Origin of the sequence: Flavobacterium sp. (assembly GCF_035292545.1) — a bacterium.
Taxonomy (GTDB): Bacteria; Bacteroidota; Bacteroidia; order Flavobacteriales; family Flavobacteriaceae; genus Flavobacterium.
In genome coordinates this window covers 1-19,165 of record NZ_DATDPV010000002.1, presented here as the reverse complement: position 1 = coordinate 19,165, position 19,165 = coordinate 1, and the positions used below count along the sequence as shown (strand labels likewise).

Annotated in this window: 19 protein-coding genes and 1 tRNA gene; 9 read left to right on the top strand and 11 right to left on the bottom strand. The window is 35.1% G+C overall.

Annotation, left to right across the window (positions count from 1 at the left end):
• The first annotated feature begins 253 nt into the window (after nucleotides 1-253).
• Nucleotides 254-3,268, top strand: a complete 3,015-nt coding sequence (locus tag VI621_RS00225) for a DUF7619 domain-containing protein (RefSeq protein WP_324216376.1) — start codon at nucleotides 254-256, stop codon at nucleotides 3,266-3,268.
• A gap of 47 nt (nucleotides 3,269-3,315) precedes the next feature.
• Here VI621_RS00225 and VI621_RS00220 read toward each other — a convergent pair whose 3' ends face one another.
• Nucleotides 3,316-3,816, bottom strand: a complete 501-nt coding sequence (locus VI621_RS00220) for a DUF456 domain-containing protein (protein WP_324216375.1) — start codon at nucleotides 3,814-3,816, stop codon at nucleotides 3,316-3,318.
• 77 nt (nucleotides 3,817-3,893) lie between these two features.
• On the opposite strand from VI621_RS00220, the gene VI621_RS00215 reads away from it, so the two are divergent.
• Nucleotides 3,894-4,376 (top strand): hypothetical protein, encoded by a 483-nt coding sequence (locus tag VI621_RS00215; protein ID WP_324216374.1) that lies wholly within the window; start codon nucleotides 3,894-3,896, stop codon nucleotides 4,374-4,376.
• Between the two features lie 153 nt (nucleotides 4,377-4,529).
• Here VI621_RS00215 and VI621_RS00210 read toward each other — a convergent pair whose 3' ends face one another.
• Together VI621_RS00210 and VI621_RS00205 are read right to left on the bottom strand one after the other, a co-directional pair.
• Nucleotides 4,530-5,663: a glycosyltransferase family 2 protein gene (locus VI621_RS00210; RefSeq protein WP_324216373.1), complete on the bottom strand. Its 1,134-nt coding sequence runs from the start codon at nucleotides 5,661-5,663 to the stop codon at nucleotides 4,530-4,532.
• Nucleotides 5,651-6,595 (bottom strand): lysylphosphatidylglycerol synthase domain-containing protein, encoded by a 945-nt coding sequence (locus VI621_RS00205; protein ID WP_324216372.1) that lies wholly within the window; start codon nucleotides 6,593-6,595, stop codon nucleotides 5,651-5,653. The genes VI621_RS00210 and VI621_RS00205 overlap by 13 nt, the downstream gene beginning before the upstream one ends.
• A 23-nt stretch (nucleotides 6,596-6,618) precedes the next feature.
• On the opposite strand from VI621_RS00205, the gene ruvC reads away from it, so the two are divergent.
• From ruvC to VI621_RS00175, 6 genes are read left to right on the top strand one after another with little or no spacing between them, the layout of a single operon-like run.
• Nucleotides 6,619-7,173, top strand: coding sequence for a crossover junction endodeoxyribonuclease RuvC (gene ruvC, locus VI621_RS00200; RefSeq protein ID WP_324216371.1), 555 nt, complete (start codon nucleotides 6,619-6,621; stop codon nucleotides 7,171-7,173).
• A gap of 2 nt (nucleotides 7,174-7,175) precedes the next feature.
• Nucleotides 7,176-8,309, top strand: a complete 1,134-nt coding sequence (hemW, locus tag VI621_RS00195) for a radical SAM family heme chaperone HemW (protein ID WP_324216370.1) — start codon at nucleotides 7,176-7,178, stop codon at nucleotides 8,307-8,309.
• An 11-nt stretch (nucleotides 8,310-8,320) separates the two neighbouring features.
• Nucleotides 8,321-9,085, top strand: a complete 765-nt coding sequence (locus VI621_RS00190; RefSeq protein ID WP_324216369.1) for a cyclase family protein — start codon at nucleotides 8,321-8,323, stop codon at nucleotides 9,083-9,085.
• Nucleotides 9,082-9,522, top strand: coding sequence for a GNAT family N-acetyltransferase (locus VI621_RS00185; RefSeq protein WP_324216368.1), 441 nt, complete (start codon nucleotides 9,082-9,084; stop codon nucleotides 9,520-9,522). The genes VI621_RS00190 and VI621_RS00185 overlap by 4 nt, the downstream gene beginning before the upstream one ends.
• 1 nt (nucleotide 9,523) lies before the next feature.
• A complete protein-coding gene (locus VI621_RS00180; RefSeq protein WP_324216367.1) occupies nucleotides 9,524-9,895 on the top strand; it encodes an MmcQ/YjbR family DNA-binding protein in 372 nt (123 codons plus the stop codon).
• 46 nt (nucleotides 9,896-9,941) lie between these two features.
• The gene (locus VI621_RS00175; RefSeq protein WP_324216366.1) at nucleotides 9,942-10,676 is read left to right on the top strand and encodes a PH domain-containing protein; all 735 of its coding nucleotides are present in this window, start codon (nucleotides 9,942-9,944) and stop codon (nucleotides 10,674-10,676) included.
• A 61-nt stretch (nucleotides 10,677-10,737) separates the two neighbouring features.
• On the opposite strand, the gene VI621_RS00170 is transcribed toward VI621_RS00175, so the two are convergent.
• From VI621_RS00170 to VI621_RS00150, 5 genes are all read right to left on the bottom strand, one after another.
• Nucleotides 10,738-11,838: a DUF4407 domain-containing protein gene (locus VI621_RS00170; protein WP_324216365.1), complete on the bottom strand. Its 1,101-nt coding sequence runs from the start codon at nucleotides 11,836-11,838 to the stop codon at nucleotides 10,738-10,740.
• A 135-nt stretch (nucleotides 11,839-11,973) separates the two neighbouring features.
• Entirely contained in the window at nucleotides 11,974-13,314 is a 1,341-nt protein-coding gene (locus tag VI621_RS00165; RefSeq protein WP_324216364.1) for a M56 family metallopeptidase, read from the bottom strand.
• Nucleotides 13,311-13,682 carry a BlaI/MecI/CopY family transcriptional regulator gene (locus VI621_RS00160; protein ID WP_324216363.1) on the bottom strand — a complete coding sequence of 124 codons (372 nt, stop codon included), beginning with the start codon at nucleotides 13,680-13,682 and terminating at the stop codon, nucleotides 13,311-13,313. The genes VI621_RS00165 and VI621_RS00160 overlap by 4 nt, the downstream gene beginning before the upstream one ends.
• Before the next feature lie 85 nt (nucleotides 13,683-13,767).
• Nucleotides 13,768-14,193, bottom strand: coding sequence for a hypothetical protein (locus VI621_RS00155; protein WP_324216362.1), 426 nt, complete (start codon nucleotides 14,191-14,193; stop codon nucleotides 13,768-13,770).
• A 147-nt stretch (nucleotides 14,194-14,340) separates the two neighbouring features.
• Nucleotides 14,341-15,729 carry a dipeptidase gene (locus tag VI621_RS00150; RefSeq protein WP_324216361.1) on the bottom strand — a complete coding sequence of 463 codons (1,389 nt, stop codon included), beginning with the start codon at nucleotides 15,727-15,729 and terminating at the stop codon, nucleotides 14,341-14,343.
• A 112-nt stretch (nucleotides 15,730-15,841) separates the two neighbouring features.
• On the opposite strand from VI621_RS00150, the gene VI621_RS00145 reads away from it, so the two are divergent.
• Nucleotides 15,842-15,926 (top strand) — tRNA-Leu (locus tag VI621_RS00145).
• A gap of 52 nt (nucleotides 15,927-15,978) precedes the next feature.
• Here VI621_RS00145 and VI621_RS00140 read toward each other — a convergent pair.
• From VI621_RS00140 to VI621_RS00130, 3 genes are all read right to left on the bottom strand, one after another.
• Nucleotides 15,979-17,706, bottom strand: coding sequence for a DUF885 domain-containing protein (locus VI621_RS00140; protein WP_414655476.1), 1,728 nt, complete (start codon nucleotides 17,704-17,706; stop codon nucleotides 15,979-15,981).
• Nucleotides 17,707-17,828: 122 nt separating this feature from the next.
• A complete protein-coding gene (locus VI621_RS00135; RefSeq protein WP_324216359.1) occupies nucleotides 17,829-18,191 on the bottom strand; it encodes a nuclear transport factor 2 family protein in 363 nt (120 codons plus the stop codon).
• A gap of 98 nt (nucleotides 18,192-18,289) precedes the next feature.
• A partial coding sequence (locus tag VI621_RS00130; RefSeq protein WP_324216358.1) for a pseudouridine synthase occupies nucleotides 18,290-19,165 on the bottom strand: 876 nt, incomplete at its 5' end.

Sequence of the window (19,165 nt, the reverse complement as noted above, 5' to 3'; positions counted from 1 at the left end):
AGGCTTTTTTGCCCCAAAAAGGTTTTTAAGATTAGTTGTGTTGTTTCGGTACGCAAGTACCAGGTTTAGTAGTTAGACCAATGAAAAGCTTTCCACTTTATTGTGGATAGCTTTTTTGATTTAGGGAAGTTTTATTTTTTGGTTATCAGTAGTTTAAAATTTGTATCTTGCGTAAGTTTCTTACAAATGAACGCAACCTTTTGTAATAAATTTCATCTAAGGCTATATACAAACCAACCAATAACTAAACTTTATGAAAAAACTATTACTTCTCTTTATTCTGTTTTTTTCGACTTCAGTTCTTTTTGCGCAAGGATTAAATCAGCCTTCCGTCTTCAATAATCAGTGTGATACCAATAATGATGGTATTGAAACATTTAACCTACTGGAAATTTCATCTGAGATTCTGGCAGGACTAAATTCAAATGATTATGTTATAATGCATTATCTTACACAGGCTGATGCTGCCAATAGCGCTAATCCTTTGCCAAACGCTTACACTAATTTTACTAATCCGCAATCCATATTTGTACGGGTAGTCAATACGATTACAAGTGAAGTGCAATACCTTACTTATGTTTTACATGTAAATCCTTTGCCTATGGCGAATCCACAAACGCTAACTGCATGTGATGGTAATGGAGATGGATTTGCATCATTCAATCTAGATTCGTTGATCGTTGGAATTATAGGAAATCAGCCGAATACGATTGTTACTTTTCATGAAACACCAATGGATGCTCAAGTGGGAATTAATTCTTTATCTAGTCCATATTCTAATATTATACCATTTCAACAAAACCTTTACTTTCGTGTTCAAAACACAATGTCGGGTTGCTATTCTGTCGGAACTGTTAATCTCTTAACGTCTAATTGTCAACAAGCGGGACAGCCTGTAAACTTATCGCAATGCATCAATAATGGTCAGACGTGTTTTGATTTAGCTTCAAATGACAGTAATATTATGGGGAGTTTAAACCCATCGAATTATACTATTTCGTATCATATTACTCAAGCGAATGCCCAAATCGGTTTTAATGCCCTGACTTCGCCTTATTGTACTGTTAATAATTCTCAGGTAATTTACGCTCGATTAAAGAACAATGCCGATCAGACTTTTCAGATATTTACCTTTACTGTAACATCACAAACTGTTTCTGCAAATGTGACCATTCTGGCTAATATGGATCAATGTGATGATAATAATGATGGAGCCGTTATTTTTAATCTGACTAATATTCAGGCTCAAATCAATAGCAGTAATACACTGGCTTATTATTTGAATGCTCAGGATGCCACATTAGAAGTTAATGCTATAACAAATTCAACTGCTTTTTCTGTTGGTGCTCAATCTACAATAACTAACATATTTGTTAGAGAAATTGTGACCAACTCTTGTGATACCTTATATACTTTTCAGGTAAGGGCTTTTGCCAATTGTAATTTGGCTTCATCTTGTGGTTTAGCCAATTCTTTGTGTAATGCTTTAGGCGTTCCATTTGCTAATTCGCAAAATATTACGATTAATGAAGTCGGAGCCAGTTATGGCTGTTTGGGTTCTCATCCTAATCCTACTTGGTTTTATTTGCCGGTTAGTCAGGCTGGAAACATTAATCTTCAGATAGCTCAAGTTTCCATTACTGGTCAGCCAAGAGATGTTGATTATATTGTTTATGGGCCATTTTCAAATCCAGTTACGCCATGTAGCGGACAACTTACCACTAATATGATTGTGAGTTGCAGTTATTCGGCCGCAGCTATTGAATATCCAGTGATTCCTAATGCTCAACCAGGACAATTTTACTTAATTATGACTACGAACTTTAGTAATCAACCAGGTTTTATTACAATTACTGAAGCAGCAGGTACGCAAGGAGCAATAAATTGTTCCGGGATAAGACTGAATGCCTTTTTAGACAGCAACAGCAATGGCAATCAGGATGGTGGCGAACAAAATTTCCCGTTGGGAGAATTTCATTATGAATTGAATAATAATGGTAATGTCCATAACATCACTTCACCGGTGGGTGTTTATAATATTTACGACCTCAATGCTGCAAATTCTTATGATGTAAGCTATACTATAGATCCAAGTTATGCTGCTTCTTACGGAATTTCAACTTCATCCTATAACAATATTAGTGTGGTGCTTGGAGCGGGAATGCAAACCTATAATTTCCCTATTACGGTTACACAGACATATAATGATTTAGCAGTGACTATTATCCCTCTTGGACAGCCAAGACCAGGTTTTACATATGAAAATAAAATTGTTTATGCCAATCTTGGAAATCAAATAATTGCTTCGGGAACCTTGACATTCAACAACGATGCATTAGTTACCATTACTGGAAATACACAAACGGGAACCACGCCAACTGCTAGTGGGTTTACTTATAATTTTACTAATTTGATGCCTTTTGAAGTGAGAATGATGACCGTGACGATGCAAGTACCAACCATTCCAACGGTTACCATCGGGAATTATCTAACAAATAATGCCTCAATTACACCTTTAGCAGGTGACGTCGTTCCTTCTAACAATAGTTCTATCGCGACGCAGATGATTGTTGGCGCCTATGATCCGAATGACAAAATGGAATCCCATGGGGAACAAATTTTGTTTTCCAGTTTTTCATCAAATGATTATTTGTATTATACCATCCGTTTTGAAAACACCGGAAATGCAAGTGCCATCAACGTAAGGGTTAATGATGTTTTAGATGCTAAGTTGGACGAAAACTCAGTAAAGATCATTAATGCCAGTCATGCTTATGTTATGGATAGAGTAGTTAACAATCTGACTTGGAGATTTGATAATATTCAATTGCCTGCAGTTTCTCAAAACCCGGCAGGAGGAAAAGGATATGTAATGTTCAAAGTGAAACTTAAACCAGGTTTTGCGGTTGGTGATATCATACCAAATACGGCTTCTATTTATTTCGATTATAATCCGGCAATTATTACCAATACGTTCAATACTGAATTTGTATCGCAATTGGCAGTAGATGAATTTGAAAACGGAAATTTTGTTTTCTATCCAAATCCGGTAAACGACATCGTGACCATTTCGTTAAAAAACAATGCCAATGCTATTTCAAGTATTGTGGTTTATGATGTAATAGGGAAAGTGATTATGACCAAAAAACCTGCTAATACAATGGCAACGGAAACGATTGATTTGTCATCTGCAACAAGTGGCATTTACTTTCTGGAAGTAACTACAGATAACAATTTGAAAGTAGTGAAAAAATTAGTAGTGAATTAAAATTTCAATTTATATTAAAAGAGAGCTGTCGAAAGACAGCTTTTTTTTTATGAAAATAAGAGCACTTTATTTTCCAAAACAATATAAATAAACAGAATAAAAAACGAAATGCAAACCACAACTTTCATAAAAGTAGAAGCCAGAAACCCGATAAATGAACCTATAGCTGCTTTAAAAGCCTGTTTTTTGTCTTGGGAATTATAAATCATTTCACCAATAAAAGCCCCAACAAAAGGGCCGATAATAAAACCTATCGGAGGAAAAAACAAACCCAGAACCAAACCAATATTCGTTCCCCAAACACCATATTTTGTTCCGCCAAAATGTTTCGTCCCTTTTGCCGGAATGGTATAATCCAGAATCGTAACCACAATAGTAATGAGTAAGGTAATGCCCAAAACCCAATAATTGGCCGTAACAGCATTCGTAAAATAAAGAAAAAGCAATCCAATCCAGCTAAGAGACGGGCCAGGTAAAACCGGTAAAAAACTACCGGCGATTCCAATAATCATACAGGTAAAACCTACGAGGAGCAGTAAAATATCCATAAATTAATTTTTAGTAATTTTGAAAATTAAAATTGTACTTTTAAATCCATCAGAAACCCTTTGTTTCGTTAACGAATATGAGAAAAATTATTCTAATAACAATACTGTTGTCCTTGCTTTTTAACTCTTGTCAGTATTTCGACAAGCAAGTTCCGTCACAGGAAGAATTATTAAAAAAAGAATTGAAATCCATCAATTGGAACGAAGTCGATGAGTTTCCATCAGTTTCCGAATGCGAAAAAATCAAAGATGAAGCGATGCGAAAACAATGTTTCTTCGAATTCCTGACGCAGACCATTCAGCAAAAATTAAGCATCGATACATTGTCAGTCCTTTATCCGGAACTCGACACAATCGAAGTAAAAGTCACAGTTTTTCCGGATGCTACGATGCGTTTTGAACCGCAATTTCCAAAAGATTCGGTGGCTTACGATACCATAAAAATTGATAGTATTTTGCATGCCCGTCTAGTCGATTTTCCAAAAGTAAATCCTGCCATCAAAAGAGGAATTCCAGTAAAAACGCAGTTCGTTTTACCGGTTATTTTAAAAATAGAGTAATTTTCAGGAGCTGTTTCCCGCTATGCGTTGCAATCTTTTCCTTTTTAAAGAAAAAAGGAAAAGGATTTCCACTGCAAACGAAGTTCACTGAACTCCGATGAAAATAAAAATCAAGTGAAGTAATCGGGGCTAGGCTTTATCCTAAAATAAAACCTAAATCCTAAACTTCCGACCTTTCCACTCATAGCTTCCAAATAAAGTATACAAAGCCACAGCCGTACTAAAAAAAGGATATAGTAAACTGCTGAATATTGGAAACAGGAATTTCCCTTTATTCAAAAAACGACCCGTTTGAATCAGCAAAACCATATCAACAGTGAATTTTATCAGGAATAAAATCAGAAGAAGATGCCAATACAGTAATTCAGTCAAGCAAAATATAAAAGCCACCACTAAACTCAAATTACCAAAGAAAACGCCCATAGCCAAAATTTCCCCGTAATCACTTTCATACGAAGTCGTTTTCGAGGCCCAACGCACCCGCTGATAAAACAAAGATTTCCAGTCATTCAATGGTTTTGTATGTACAATGGTTGATTCAGATTTTAAATAATGTATTTTTTCCGGAAATTTAGAAACCGCTTTTTGAAGCAAAAAAACATCATCGCCACTGGCAATGCTTTCATTTCCTTTGAAGCCATTCAAATCCTGAAATAATTTTTTGGTGTAGGCAAAATTAGCGCCATTGCACATAAAACCTTTATTCAAGCCAAAACTCCCAATGGTGGCGCCCTGCAAACTCATCAGATCCATTTGCTGAAAACTATGTAAAAAAGAACGATTTGCATCATAAGTTACCGCGCCAACCAGCATCGAAACGTCATTACTTTGAATGAAATGGTCTAAGGTAAGCAGCCAGTTTTCATCAACCTTACAATCCGCGTCAGTTGTAATAATCCATTCATTGGTAATAATAGGAATGGCTCTCGAAATAGCATCTTTTTTTGGGGAATTTGAAATCCGCACATTGTCTAAAACGGTCGTATGGAATAACCCGTTTTCCATGCGCCATTTTGTAATTGCTTTTACGGAATAGTCTTCTGACACATCGTCTATAAAAATCAATTCAAATAAAGTGGTAGGATAATTAAGTTTTGAAAAACTAGCTAAAAGATGCGGCAAATTTCCTTCTTCATTCCGAAAAGGAACAACGATGGAAAAAGTGGTTTTTGGAGTTAAATCCTTATTTTTAAACGATTTTATTTTTGTAAAACCATAAATCAATCCCAAGATAAAAAGGACATAAACAAAAATGTTGAGGTATAATAAAATTGTTACTGCTTCCATTTCGATTTAAAATTTAATACATAATAACTTCCTATTACGACAGGCAAAACCACATTTAAAAACCACATCAAGGTACTGATAAAAACTACAATCCATTCGTTGACGCCTAACAATCCAAAGAAATAAACCGCCACACTTCCTTTTACGGCAAAGTCCAAAAATTGGAAAGTAGGCAAGGACGAAGCTAAAAAATACACCGCGAAAATCGTTGCCATTAATAGGGAATATGGCAATTCCACATCAAAAGCCCTAAACAAAAAATAATACTGATGCGAGAAAACCAAATAACGGCCAATGGCTAATAGTATGTTTTTCTGATGGATTCGTTTTGGAATTTCATTAATCTTATGAATCAGTTTTTCGATCGAATAGCCTTTGATAGCGATTTTTTTCACAAAAAATAAAACGCCAAAACCCAAAAACAAAAGTCCAAAAAGCAGTGCCACTGTTTTGGTGGTTATCACATTGTAATTCGCATTGAAATACAGCAATCCGAAAATTCCGAAAATAACCGTCAAAACCATTTGAATACCATTGCAAATCAAATTCAGGAAAATGACTTTTTTTGTTTCTGATTTCTCAAAAAACAACGCTTTTCCGGCATATTCGCCAATGCCATTAGGAGTAAAAAGCGCGGCCGTAAGCGCGCCTAAAACCTGTTTTGTCGCTTCTCCGACAGTTATTTTTTTGATGACTTCCACCAAATTTTGCCATTTCAAAATCTCTAAAAACCGATTGAGAAAACTCAGAAAAAGGATGAACAAAATCCCTAAAACGGATTGGTTTTTCTTAAATTTTTCGGCAAAAAGGACCCAATCCAATTTATCATTATTCGCCAATTGGTTGTAAATAAAATAAAAAGCACCGCCAACCACCAAAAGTTTAGTGACGAGTATCAGGAATTGTTTAGCTTTGTGAGATATTGAAATCATGGTTACAAAATAACAAATTAAAATTGGCAAACGAACGCATCATCTTAGGAATCGACCCGGGAACGACCATTATGGGTTTTGGATTGATAAAAGTCATTAATAAAAAAATGGAATTTTTGCAGCTCAACGAATTGCAATTATCCAAATATGACGACCATTACAAGAAACTGAAAATCATTTTCGAACGTACCATTGAGTTAATCGAAACGCATCATCCCGATGAAATTGCGATTGAAGCACCTTTTTTCGGTAAAAACGTTCAATCGATGCTAAAGCTAGGAAGGGCACAAGGAGTTGCAATGGCCGCAGGATTATCTCGAGGAATTCCCATTACAGAATATGAACCCAAGAAAATTAAAATGGCCATTACCGGAAACGGAAACGCCAGCAAAGAACAAGTGGCCAAAATGTTGCAGCAACTTTTAGGATTAAAAGAATTACCTAAAAATCTTGATTCCACAGATGGTTTAGCCGCTGCGGTTTGTCATTTTTTCAATTCCGGAAAAGTAGTTGGTGAAAAGAGTTATTCGGGCTGGGATGCCTTTGTGAAACAGAACGAAGAACGTGTAAAAAAATAAAATTGTCAGGAATCTATCTCCATATCCCATTCTGCAAGCAGGCTTGTCATTACTGTGACTTTCATTTTTCGACTTCGATGAAAAAGAAAGGCGAGATGGTTTTGGCTTTGGCCAAAGAATTGCATCTGCGCAAAAATGAGTTTGAAAACGAAATTGTTGAAACCATCTATTTCGGCGGAGGAACGCCTTCGGTTTTAACTTCAGACGAAATTAATTTCCTGATTAATGAAGTATATCAAAATTATACCGTTTCCGAAAATCCTGAAATCACACTCGAAGCCAATCCGGACGACTTATCCAATAATCGAATAATCGAATTATCTAAAAGTCGAATCAACCGCTTAAGCATAGGAATTCAGTCTTTTTTTGAAGAAGATCTTAAAATGATGAATCGGGCACACAATGCCGAAGAAGCTAAACGATGTCTCGAAGAATCTACCAAATATTTCGACAATATTTCTCTCGATTTGATTTATGGCGTACCGGGAATGAGCAACGAAAAGTGGAAACAAAACATCGAAACGGCTTTGTCTTTCGGAATTCCGCATGTTTCGAGTTATGCTTTGACGGTAGAACCTAAAACTGCTTTGAAAAAATTAATAGAAACCGGAAAAATCGCCGAACCCAAAGATGAAGCGGCTCAGGAACATTTTATGATTTTGGTTGAAACGCTCGAAGCAAATGATTTCATTCATTACGAATTATCAAATTTTGGGAAAGAGAATTATTTTTCCAGAAACAATTCGGCGTATTGGTTAGGGAAAAAATACCTTGGTATTGGTCCATCGGCGCATAGTTATAACGGAATTTCCCGTAGTTGGAACGTTTCCAATAATGCCATTTATCTGAAATCAATTCAAGAAAACAAACTGCCCAATGAAACGGAAATTTTGTCAATTACCGACCGTTACAACGAATATATAATGACAGGTTTAAGAACCATTTGGGGTGTTTCTTTAGAAAGAATTGAGAAGGAATTCGGGAATGACTATCTGGATTATCTGAAGCAAAATGCACAAAAATATCTGGATGATGAAAAGCTGATTTTAGAGAATGACATTTTGCGAACCACGAAAAAAGGAAAATTTTTCAGTGATGGAATTGCATCTGATTTGTTTTGGTTAAATTTGGAGTAAAATCCAAACTATTGAAAACAACAATTCAACACAAGAATAAAACTATAACAGTAGATTTATCAAAACCAATTGATATTTCCATTCCATTAACGAACACAGATGCCAATCCTATTGCCTGGTATATCGAAAAACCAGTCATTGAACCCGTTGTTTTTGGTGATTGGATAGGAAAGGTAAGCGAAGGAAGTTCTTCGACGAATTTCAATAATATTTTTTTCAATCCACACGGGCACGGAACCCATACGGAATGTTTGGGACATATTACAAAGGAATTTTACAGCATCAATCAATCTCTAAAACAATTTTTCTTTTTAGCAGAATTGGTTTCGGTGCAACCGGAAATACAAGGAGAAGATTGGGTAATAACCAAAAGCCAGATTGAAAATGGTTTAAAGAGCAAAACTCCGGAAGCTATTGTAATCCGAACTTTGCCAAATGAAAACGATAAATTATCCAAAAAATATTCGAACACCAATCCGCCCTATTTATCTGAGGCAGCAGCAATTTTCATTCGTGAAAACGGTATAAAGCATTTGCTGATTGATTTGCCAAGTGTGGATAAAGAGCATGACGAAGGGAAACTATTAGCACACAAAGCATTTTGGAATGTAAAAGACGTTAATAATCTAAATGACGATGCAAGACTAGATTGCAGCATTACCGAACTAATTTTTGTTTCCAATGAAATAAAAGACGGCAGTTATTTGCTGAATTTGCAAATTGCTTCGTTCGAAAATGATGCCAGTCCGAGTAAACCCGTTTTATACCAAATATGATTTGCTCCGCCAGTTCGTCTTATGGGCTCGTGTCGGTTTCAACAGATAAAAGTAAATTAGACGTGCCGTTTATCCAGCAATTTCTGAAGGATGTGTATTGGGCAGCCGGCCGAACTTTGGAAGAAGTGCAAACGACTATTGACCATTCTTTTTGTTTTGGAATCTTTCTGGATGAAAAACAAATCGGCTTTGCCCGTGTAATAACCGATTATGTCGTTTTTGCCTATTTAATGGATGTTTTTATTATTGAAGAACATCGCAGCAAAGGCTATTCGTCCATTTTAATTGATACGATGATGAAAGAACCTCAATTAAAAGAAGTGAAAATTTGGCGATTGGCCACTTCTGACGCTCATTTTTTATACAAAAAATTTGGGTTTACAGCATTGGCAAATCCGGAGAAAATGATGGAAAAGATAGTTCTTAAAAACTTTTAAAATGAACATAGAAACTTATTTTGAGTATTGCCTATCCAAAAAAGGGGTAACCGAACATTTTCCTTTTGATGAAGATACTTTGGTGTTCAAAGTGGGTGGAAAAATGTTTGCCTTATCCTCGCTAAGTCAATGGGAAAAAGGAGAACCATCAGTTAATTTGAAATGTGACCCAGAACATGCCGAAGAATTGCGTGCACAATACGATGACATCAAACCAGGATATCACATGAGCAAAATCCATTGGAATACGATTAATGTAAATAAAGAAGTTCCGGATTTACTCATAAAGGAATTGATTGACCATTCGTATGAGTTGGTTTTCAAAAGTTTGACTAAAAAAATCCAAAACGAAATTCTTGAATTAGAGAATTAGGCATTACTTTTGCTAAAAAATAAAGCAAATAATTTCCATTATAAAAATGAAAGAACATATAAAAAGTTTTTTAAACGAAGAACAAGACCCAAAAGCCATTGAAAAAATCACTTCAAAACTGAATGATTTGTTGATGAAAAATGAAGAAATCGGTTATATTGGTGTTCAAAAAAAACCTGCAATTACGGTTTTTCCGGATAGCATTGTGTTGACGAACAAACGTATTATCATTTGTAAACCTAAAAATTTGGGACTTTCAATGGATTTTACCGATTATACTTGGGATGATATTGTGGGAACTTTTGTAAAAGAAAATATTCTAGGTTCCGAATTTTCATTTTCTACCAAAACCGATATTCAAGTTTCGATTGATTATATTCCGAAGACACAGGCAAGAAAGATTTTCACGTATGCTAAAGAACAATTGGATATTTTGAAAAATCCTGTTGCTCCAATTTCAAACACAATAGTGGAAGAACCAATAGTTATAGAAGAAATTCCTTTGGCACAATTAGAAGAAGAAGTTGAAGTGATGGAAGAAATAGAAACGGAGGAAGTGACGCATTTTGCTGAAATATTTCCTGTCACGCAATCCAATTTCATTGCTGAGAACCAACCATTCCATGCTGTACAAGAAACCTCCAAAGAAAAATCTTTAAGCGAATTATCGCAAGATGAACTTTTTGAAAAATTACAGAATTACAAAAAATTACTCGACAACGGCTTGATTTTGCAAGGCGAATACGACGCTTACAAAAAAGAGATTTTGAGTCATATGTAATTTGACTTTTCTATAAATAACAAGCCCGACCAATTTTTAAATTTGTCGGGCTTTGTTTTTTCTATAAGTTTTTCTTCTGTTTTTCTACAAAACTATTGGCTTGCAGTTCCAATAATTCAGTTGCTTTCCGACGTTGGAGTTTGTACAAATCGTTGTCCTGAGCAATATCTTCATAGACTTTATCGTGCATCGTGGCACTGGTTTTTACTAACAAATCACGCTGGTATTTGTCTTGTATTAAAGTCGCTTTTAAAGCCGTTTCCAAATCTTCTAATTTTAAATCGTATTCTCCTTTTGGGGATAATAATTTGGCAATAATTGGGGAAGTTTCAATAGCTAAAAACAATAACATAATGAATAATGATGGGAGCAAAGGCAGTTTGTTCAGCGCATTGATTCGAGCCATCAAACCATCGAAACCATCAATAATAGGTTGGGTTTCTGTTACTTTTTTGTCTAAATCGGCTTGTAAAGTTTTGGTTTTTTGTTCCTTTTCGACAATTTTTGCCAAGTTGCTTTTTTGCAAGGTATCGAACTCTTTTTTAGCCAAATCGTGTTTGGCAATTTTCTCTTTAAAAACCGGGCCTTTGCCTAATTTCTTGGTTCCTGCAGTTCCTTCAGCCTCTGCAATATAGGTTTCATAATAGGAATTTACTTCTTTTTCTTTCTTTGTAATTTCCGATTTTAAGCTGTCGATTTCCGTTTTATTTTTGTCTAAATCCGATTTGAAGTAATTGGCCAGTTCTTTTTTATTATTCAAAGCCATCGCGTTTTTTTCTTTCAATAAAACGGTGTTGATTTCTTTTTCAAAAATTTTAATTTCCAATGGTTTCGAAATTACGATAGCAATAATTACCGCCAAAATGATTCGCGGTGTCGCCTGCAAAAATTCACTTCCGAATTTGTCTCTCTTCCGAATGGTGGAAACAATAAAACGGTCGAGATTGAAAATCAGTAAACTCCAAACAAATCCAAAAAGTAAAGCGGGATAGATGCTGTCGAAAACCGTAAAAAGAGCGTAAGCACTGGCAATAAATGCCATAACAGCGGTAAAGAAAACCGTGGCACCAATGCCCACGAATTTGGTTTGTTCGCCTTCGGAACAACCTTCGAGGAGGTTTTTGTCAGCTCCGGAGCAGAGAATGAAAAATTGTTTTAACATGATTGATGATTTTGATGATGATGATTGATTGCAAAATTAACGCCAAAATTTGGAATATGTTGTTAAATGATTGGTATGTTTTGTTTTATAAAAAAAAATCCACTCGGTCAGGAGTGGATTTTAATTTATAATGATTTAAGATTTTGCAGCTAGCGAAATTGGTAAAGAATATTGAACTCTGACGGGTTTATTATTTTCTTCTCCAGGCAACCATTTGGGAGATAGTGACAAAACCCGAATGATTTCTTCTCGGGTTCCGAAGCCTAAATCGCTTAAAATTTGAAAATCGGTTAGATTTCCGTCTTTTTCAATCATGAATTTTATGAATATTTTACCTTCAAGATTGTTGTCTATAGCTTCTTTTGGAAATTTAAAATTTTTACCGACGAACTTATAAAACTCAGCCATTCCTCCCGGAAATTCCGGTTGTTTTGTTATTTCAGTAATTTTGGTAGCTTCTGAATCTTTTCCTAATTCATTGGTTTTTTCTTCCTCATATTTGTTAATGGCAATTGGAGATTTACTGATTTTTGGCAGGCTGTGAGGTTTTTCGGGCCCTGAAACTTTTTCAGCTCCTTTTTTCTTTGTGTAGGTGTTGTTTTCAGGTTTTTCAATTGTTATTTTTTCCTGCGCAACAGTTTTCAAACAAAGCATAAAAAATAATGCAATAATAATTGGAGTGACAGCTAATTTTTTAAGTAAAGCGATGGATGGTTTTGTGGTTTTTGTCATCATAATTAAACGTTTTTTGGTTATTAAATAATTCAAATTACTGGCCAGATAAAAAGTATGGTTCACGGTTGCTTTAGACAATAATAGGTTTTGGTAAAACGGGACATTGTTATAAGATTTTATGACCTTTTCGTCTGCAAGAAATTCGTGATTGAGCTGAATTGCTTTTTTGTAAAAATGGAATATTGGATTGAACCAAAAAATAGTTTTCAGAATTTCAATAAATAAAATGTCTAATGTATGTTTTTGGGTAACATGCGTAAGCTCATGGGTGTATAATTCTTCTTCGATATTGCGATTTTGATAATCATTTTCATTGATAAAAATTGTGTTCAAAAAGGTATGTGGTAACGTTTTCTCTTTTAACAAAATCAACTTCGCATTTTTATAATTAATTGTCGCGTTCGATTTTATTTTGGAAATAAATTTTATAATATTTTTAATAAACTTGACTGTAAATAGAAAAGTGACCAAACCATATAAACTCCAAAGTAGTGTTGGCAAATAATTTGTTACTTCTTCAACAACGAAGGTACCTGCTTCTATAGAATCTATTTCTATATTTGATTTTGGAATCTCCTGTATGATTTCAATCGTTATAAATGGAATTGTTAAAGAAAAAATTAGACTAAATAATAAGTAAAACCTATTAAAATGATGCATTTTTTCTCTTTCAAGAAATAAGTGATACGCCCCGAGCAGGACGAATAAGCAAAATGTCGATCTGATTAGAAAGTCTGTCATTTCTTCTTTTTTTGAATTTCAACATCTATTAATTTTTTGAGTTCTTCTAATTCTCTTTCCGATAAATTGGTTTCGGTGGTAAAGAAAGAAGCAAATTGAGACGCCGAATTGTTAAAGAAATTTCTTATCAATCCGTTTACGTGTTTCGAGAAATAATCTGATTTTTTAACTAACGGATAGTATTCTCGCGAGTTCCCAAATTCATTGTAAGCAACGAACTCTTTATCTATCATTCTTTTTAATAAAGTGGCAACTGTTGTTGTTGCCGGTTTGGGCTTCGGATAAGCTTGAAGTAAGTCTTTCATAAAGGCTTTTTCGAGTTTCCAAAGATGCTCCATTAATTGTTCTTCTGAATTGGATAGCTGCATTATTTCTTTGTTTTTTCTAATTTTTCTAGTTCAGGGAGTTCTTATTTGTATGTTAGATAGTTTAATAGCGGTAAATTAATTGTTTTTAATCACGTATTTGTGTTTCAGAAATTAATTTTCCTTCATCGTATTTTTTTATTAAAATTACTTTCCCATTTTCATCAAAGAATTTCCATTTTCCTAAATAAAACCAATGCATTTCTAATTTATTTTCAACAAATTTCGTTTTCCCTTTCGATTGAATTTTTCCATTTTTATGATAAAAGGTTGTAAAGCAGATATCACGTTTATATATTTCTTTTTTAATAATGGCATTGTTAACTAAATAACGCCATTTTTTTACGGGCTCTCCTTTTTTGTATTTTCCGATTGATTTGTATTCGAGACTGTCCTGATTATATTTTTCTATCCAGAGGCCTTCTCTTTTTTTGTTTATTTTTTGATTAATCGGTTTTATTTTGCAGCCCGTCAGTAAAAATAAAAAGCATAATATAGTAATTGAATAACGCATAATATAATTTGTTCTACATCAATAGACTTGTTTCTACAAATGTAGAGTAAAAATTTAAATATGCAAATTTTCAGTAAAATATTTCAATTAATTTTCACATGTATTTTGGGGAATCAAAAACGCCAACTTTTCAGCTGGCGTTTTTTTTTATTTGCTCAATTCCACAAAATATTTATAAAACAATGGAATGGTTTCAATCCCTTTCAGGTAATTGAAAATTCCGAAATGTTCGTTTGGCGAGTGAATGGCATCGCTGTCCAGACCAAATCCCATTAAGATGGTTTTGCTTTTCAGTTCTTTCTCGAACAAGGCCACAATTGGAATACTTCCGCCCGAACGAACCGGAATGGCCGGCACGCCGAATGTTTCGGAATAAGCCATATTGGCGGCTTTATAACCAATGCTGTCAATTGGGGTAACATAACCTTGTCCGCCATGATGCGGTTTTACTTTTACGGTAACTCCACTTGGTGCAATACTCATAAAATGTTTGGTGAATAATTCAGTGATTTCTTCCCAATCCTGATTAGGAACCAATCGCATCGAAATTTTAGCAAAAGCTTTGCTGGCAATAACGGTTTTAGCTCCTTCGCCTGTATATCCGCCCCAAATTCCGTTTACATCCAATGTTGGACGGATGGAGTTTCTTTCGTTGGTTACATAGCCTTTTTCACCATAAATATCATTCAGGTCCAATGCTTTTTTATAGTTTTCTAAGTTGAAAGGCGCTTTGGCCATTTCGGCTCTTTCTTCAGGAGATAATTCCTGTACTTTATCATAGAATCCAGGGATTGTAATATGATTGTTCTCATCATGAAGTGAAGCGATCATTTTCGCCAATACGTTAATTGGATTGGCTACAGCACCTCCGTATAATCCGGAATGCAAGTCGCGATTTGGACCGGTAACTTCTACTTCTACATAACTCAAACCACGTAATCCGGTGGTAATTGACGGTTGTTGGTTAGAAATCATTCCGGTATCCGAAATTAAAATCACATCATTTTTCAATTTTTCCTGATTGCGTTCCACGAACCAGCTCAAACTTTTGGAACCGACTTCTTCTTCGCCTTCAATCATAAATTTTACATTGCAAGGCAAAGTGTTCGATTTTACCATGTATTCCAATGCTTTCACGTGCATGTACATTTGGCCTTTGTCATCACAAGATCCTCTGGCAAAAATCGCACCTTCGGGATGAATATCCGTTTTTTTGATAACAGGTTCAAATGGAGGAGAAGTCCATAAGTCCAATGGATCTGGCGGTTGCACGTCGTAATGTCCGTAAACCAAAACAGTTGGCAAGTTTTTATCGATGATTTTTTCTCCGTAAACAATTGGATAACCTGGCGTATCGCAAATTTCTACAAAATCGCAACCTGCTTTTTCTAAACTTACTTTTACCGCATCTGCCATATTAATGACATCTTGGGAATAGGCTGCATCGGCACTTACGGATGGAATTTTAAGTAATTCGATCAATTCATTGATGAAACGATCTTTATTTTCTTGAATATAAGATTTAATATTGTCCATATTTTGGTTGTGTTTTTTTACAAGTTCAAAAATACAAAAAAGAGTGTGAATATTTTTTACGAAAATTGCTTTGATAGTTGGAAGTTATGTTTATATTTGCACTCACAATTTCGCGGATATGGTGAAATTGGTAGACATGCCAGACTTAGGATCTGGTGCCGCAAGGCGTGTAGGTTCGAGTCCTATTATCCGCACCAAAAAAAGCTTCTCAATTGAGAAGCTTTTTTTATTTTAAATCCTACAGAAATATTATTTTCCTTCAATCCAAGCATTGATTTTCTTTTCTAATAAAGCCAATGGCATGACACCGGATTCCAATACTTTTTCGTGGAATTTCCTGATATCAAATTGAGTACCCATTTTAGCTTCTGCTTTTTTACGTAAATCTATGATTTTCAACTGACCGATTTTATACGATAATGCCTGACCTGGAATGGCCATGTATCGTTCTATTTCTGAAATAATACTTGCTTCACTTTCGGCTTCATTTTCCAATGAATATTTAATGGCTTGCTCTCTGGTCCAGCCTTTGCTATGCAAACCGGTATCAACTACCAAACGAATCGCGCGGTGCATTTCGCTGCCCAACATTCCGAAATATTGATATGGATCTTCATATAATCCCAATTCTTTTCCTAAACTCTCTGTATATAATGCCCATCCTTCGCCATAAGCACCAAACCAATTGAATTTTCTGAAATCAGGTAATTCTTGGTTTTCTTGTTGCAATGATATTTGAAAATGATGACCCGGAATCGCTTCGTGCAAAAACAAATCTTCATCAGCATACAAGTTATAACCGGCTACATCTGGAATCGGAACATAAAAAATACCGGGACGGGTACCATCCGCTGTACCTTGAACATATTCGGCACTGGCCGTTTTTTCTCTAAAAGCTTCGGTTCTCCTGATTTCGAATTTGGTCTTTGGCTGTAACGAGAATAGTTTGTCTACATTTGGTTTTATGCGGCTGTAAATTTTTTCAAAATTGGCAATGACTTCTTCCGGTTTTTTGAATGGTTTTAGTTCTTTTTTGTTGCGAACTTCGTCGAAAAACTCTTTTATTGTTCCTTTAAAACCAACTTGGGTTTTAACTTTTTCCATTTCCTGTTTTAACCTTGCAACTTCTTTCAGGCCTAATTCATGGATTTCTTCCGGAGTCATTTCGGTTGTCGTCCATTGTTTTACATAGGTAGCATATAATTCTTTGCCAAACGGGAAACTTCCAATACCGCTCGTAGCTCTTGATGCCGGTAAATATTCCTCTTTTAAGAATTGTGCCATTTTTTTGAAACGGGGTATTAATTTCTCATTAATGGTAGCGGTATATTTTGCAGTTATGTCTTTCTTGACTTCATCTGAAAAATTGGCAGGCATGGTTTTTATGGTACTGTAAAACAAATTATCTTCCACTTTTGGCGTTACCATATCTTCAAATTGCGGGATAGTTTTTAGCGTTAATACTTTTGGAAGGACAATTCCATTCTTCATTCCTTTTTTCATATAAACCATTGCGGAATCCATCCAAATGGCATAAATGTCCATTCTTTTCAAGAAATTGGTATAATCTTTTTCGGTTTTAAAAGGTTGCGCTGCAGTTCCGCCGGCAAATTGTCCCATCGTTAAATGTGTTCCCCAAAACTGTTGAATCGGCATTAAATTGGTTGGTTGTTTCAGTAAATCTTGTCCAATGCCTACTTCCCATTTGATGATTTCGTAACTAATTTTTTCTTCGTCATTTAGTTTAGATTCATCGATAGTCCCTAACGCGGTTTCATATTTATCAAAGAACGCTTTTTGCTTCGTCCGGTATTCTTCGGTCATTTCCAATGGCAACTGGTCGTTGTATTCATTCTGACCATTCAAAGTTGCATCTATTGGATTTAACTCGTTTTTTCCGTCGAAATAACTTTTGGTCAATTCGGCAAAAGCGGGTGTTTTTTCTTCGGATTTACAATTTACTAAGAGATTTGCCATTGAAAATGTAATTAGGAGGATTACTACTTTTTTCATACTGAATAAATAAGGAAAATAAATGAGAAAGTAAAGCTAAATGATAAACAGAGATTTTTTGTTAAATAAAAATTAAAAAATCAATGCTAACCGTGATACACACGCGAAGTGATAATGCAATTTTCTCTTACTACAAGAACTTCAGCAATAAACATATCTTCCTCACCCTCAACGGATCTGATGTATTCCATAAAAACGCGGTCACCATTTGCGGTAAGCGAAGTGACTTTGTAATTCAAACTTGGCAAACGTTCAAACGCATCTTGCCACCATTCGCGCAAAGCTTGTTTCCCGATTACCAAACCATTGGTTTCTGGTTTCCGTATTTTTAATTTTGGACTAAAATGCTCCGCTTCGTCATCATACAATGATAAAAGTTGTTCCAAATTATGATTGTTAAAGGCTTCAAACCATTTAAAAGCGATAGATTGTAATTTTTCCGGGGTCATATATTTTGTGTTTAAAAAAAAATCCCGCTTTATTGAGAGCAGGATTTTTCTTATTTTTATAACGTAGTTAAGTTACGACTTATTGTCTTATAACTTTATTATGTATTTTTCAAGTTGATGATTTCTTGCTCAGTCAAATGTCTCCAGTTTCCACGAGGTAAATTTTTCTTGGTCAAACCTGCAAAAGCAACTCTGTCAATTCTCAAAACATCATAACTGAAATGTTCAAAAATTGCTCGAACCACCTTTACATTCGAAGATCTTAATTTCAGACCCACTTCACTTTTTGGCTGATCGTCAATATAGCTGACATCCTCCACAAATACGCGGTGACCATCAAGAACCAATCCTTTGTTTATTTTTTCTAAATCCTCGAATTTCAAATTCTTATCCAAGGAAACCTGATAGATTTTTGATGATTTCTGGTTTGGTAAGGTAAATTTACGAATCATATCCGTGTCATTGGTAAACAATAACAAACCGGTTGTATTCTTGTCCATTCTTCCCACAGCTCCAATTTTTGAAGTAGTAGAACCTTTTACCAATTCCAAAACATTACGATATTCCTGACCTTCGTCTAAAGCAGTCGTAAAGTTTTTAGGTTTGTTCAACAAGATGTATTCTTTTTTCTCCGGTGTCAAAGTCGAACCGTCAAAATTCACAACATCACCCGGTTTTACCATGTATCCCATTTCGGTAACAGGAATTCCATTCACTTTTACCGTTCCGGATTGGATATAAATATCAGCATCACGACGAGAACACGCGCCAGAATTAGCGATATATTTATTCAGACGAATTTCGTCTTTTACTTTCGGTCTTTTTGGTGCCTGATTTGGTTTTTTCTCTACTTTATCAGTTTCAACTTCCGCAACTTTTGTGTTCGTCTTTACTTTTTTTGGCCCTTGTGCCCTTTTTTGCATCGCAGGTTTTGGCTTGTTAGAACTTGGTCTTGAGCTGTTTGCTCTCGGACC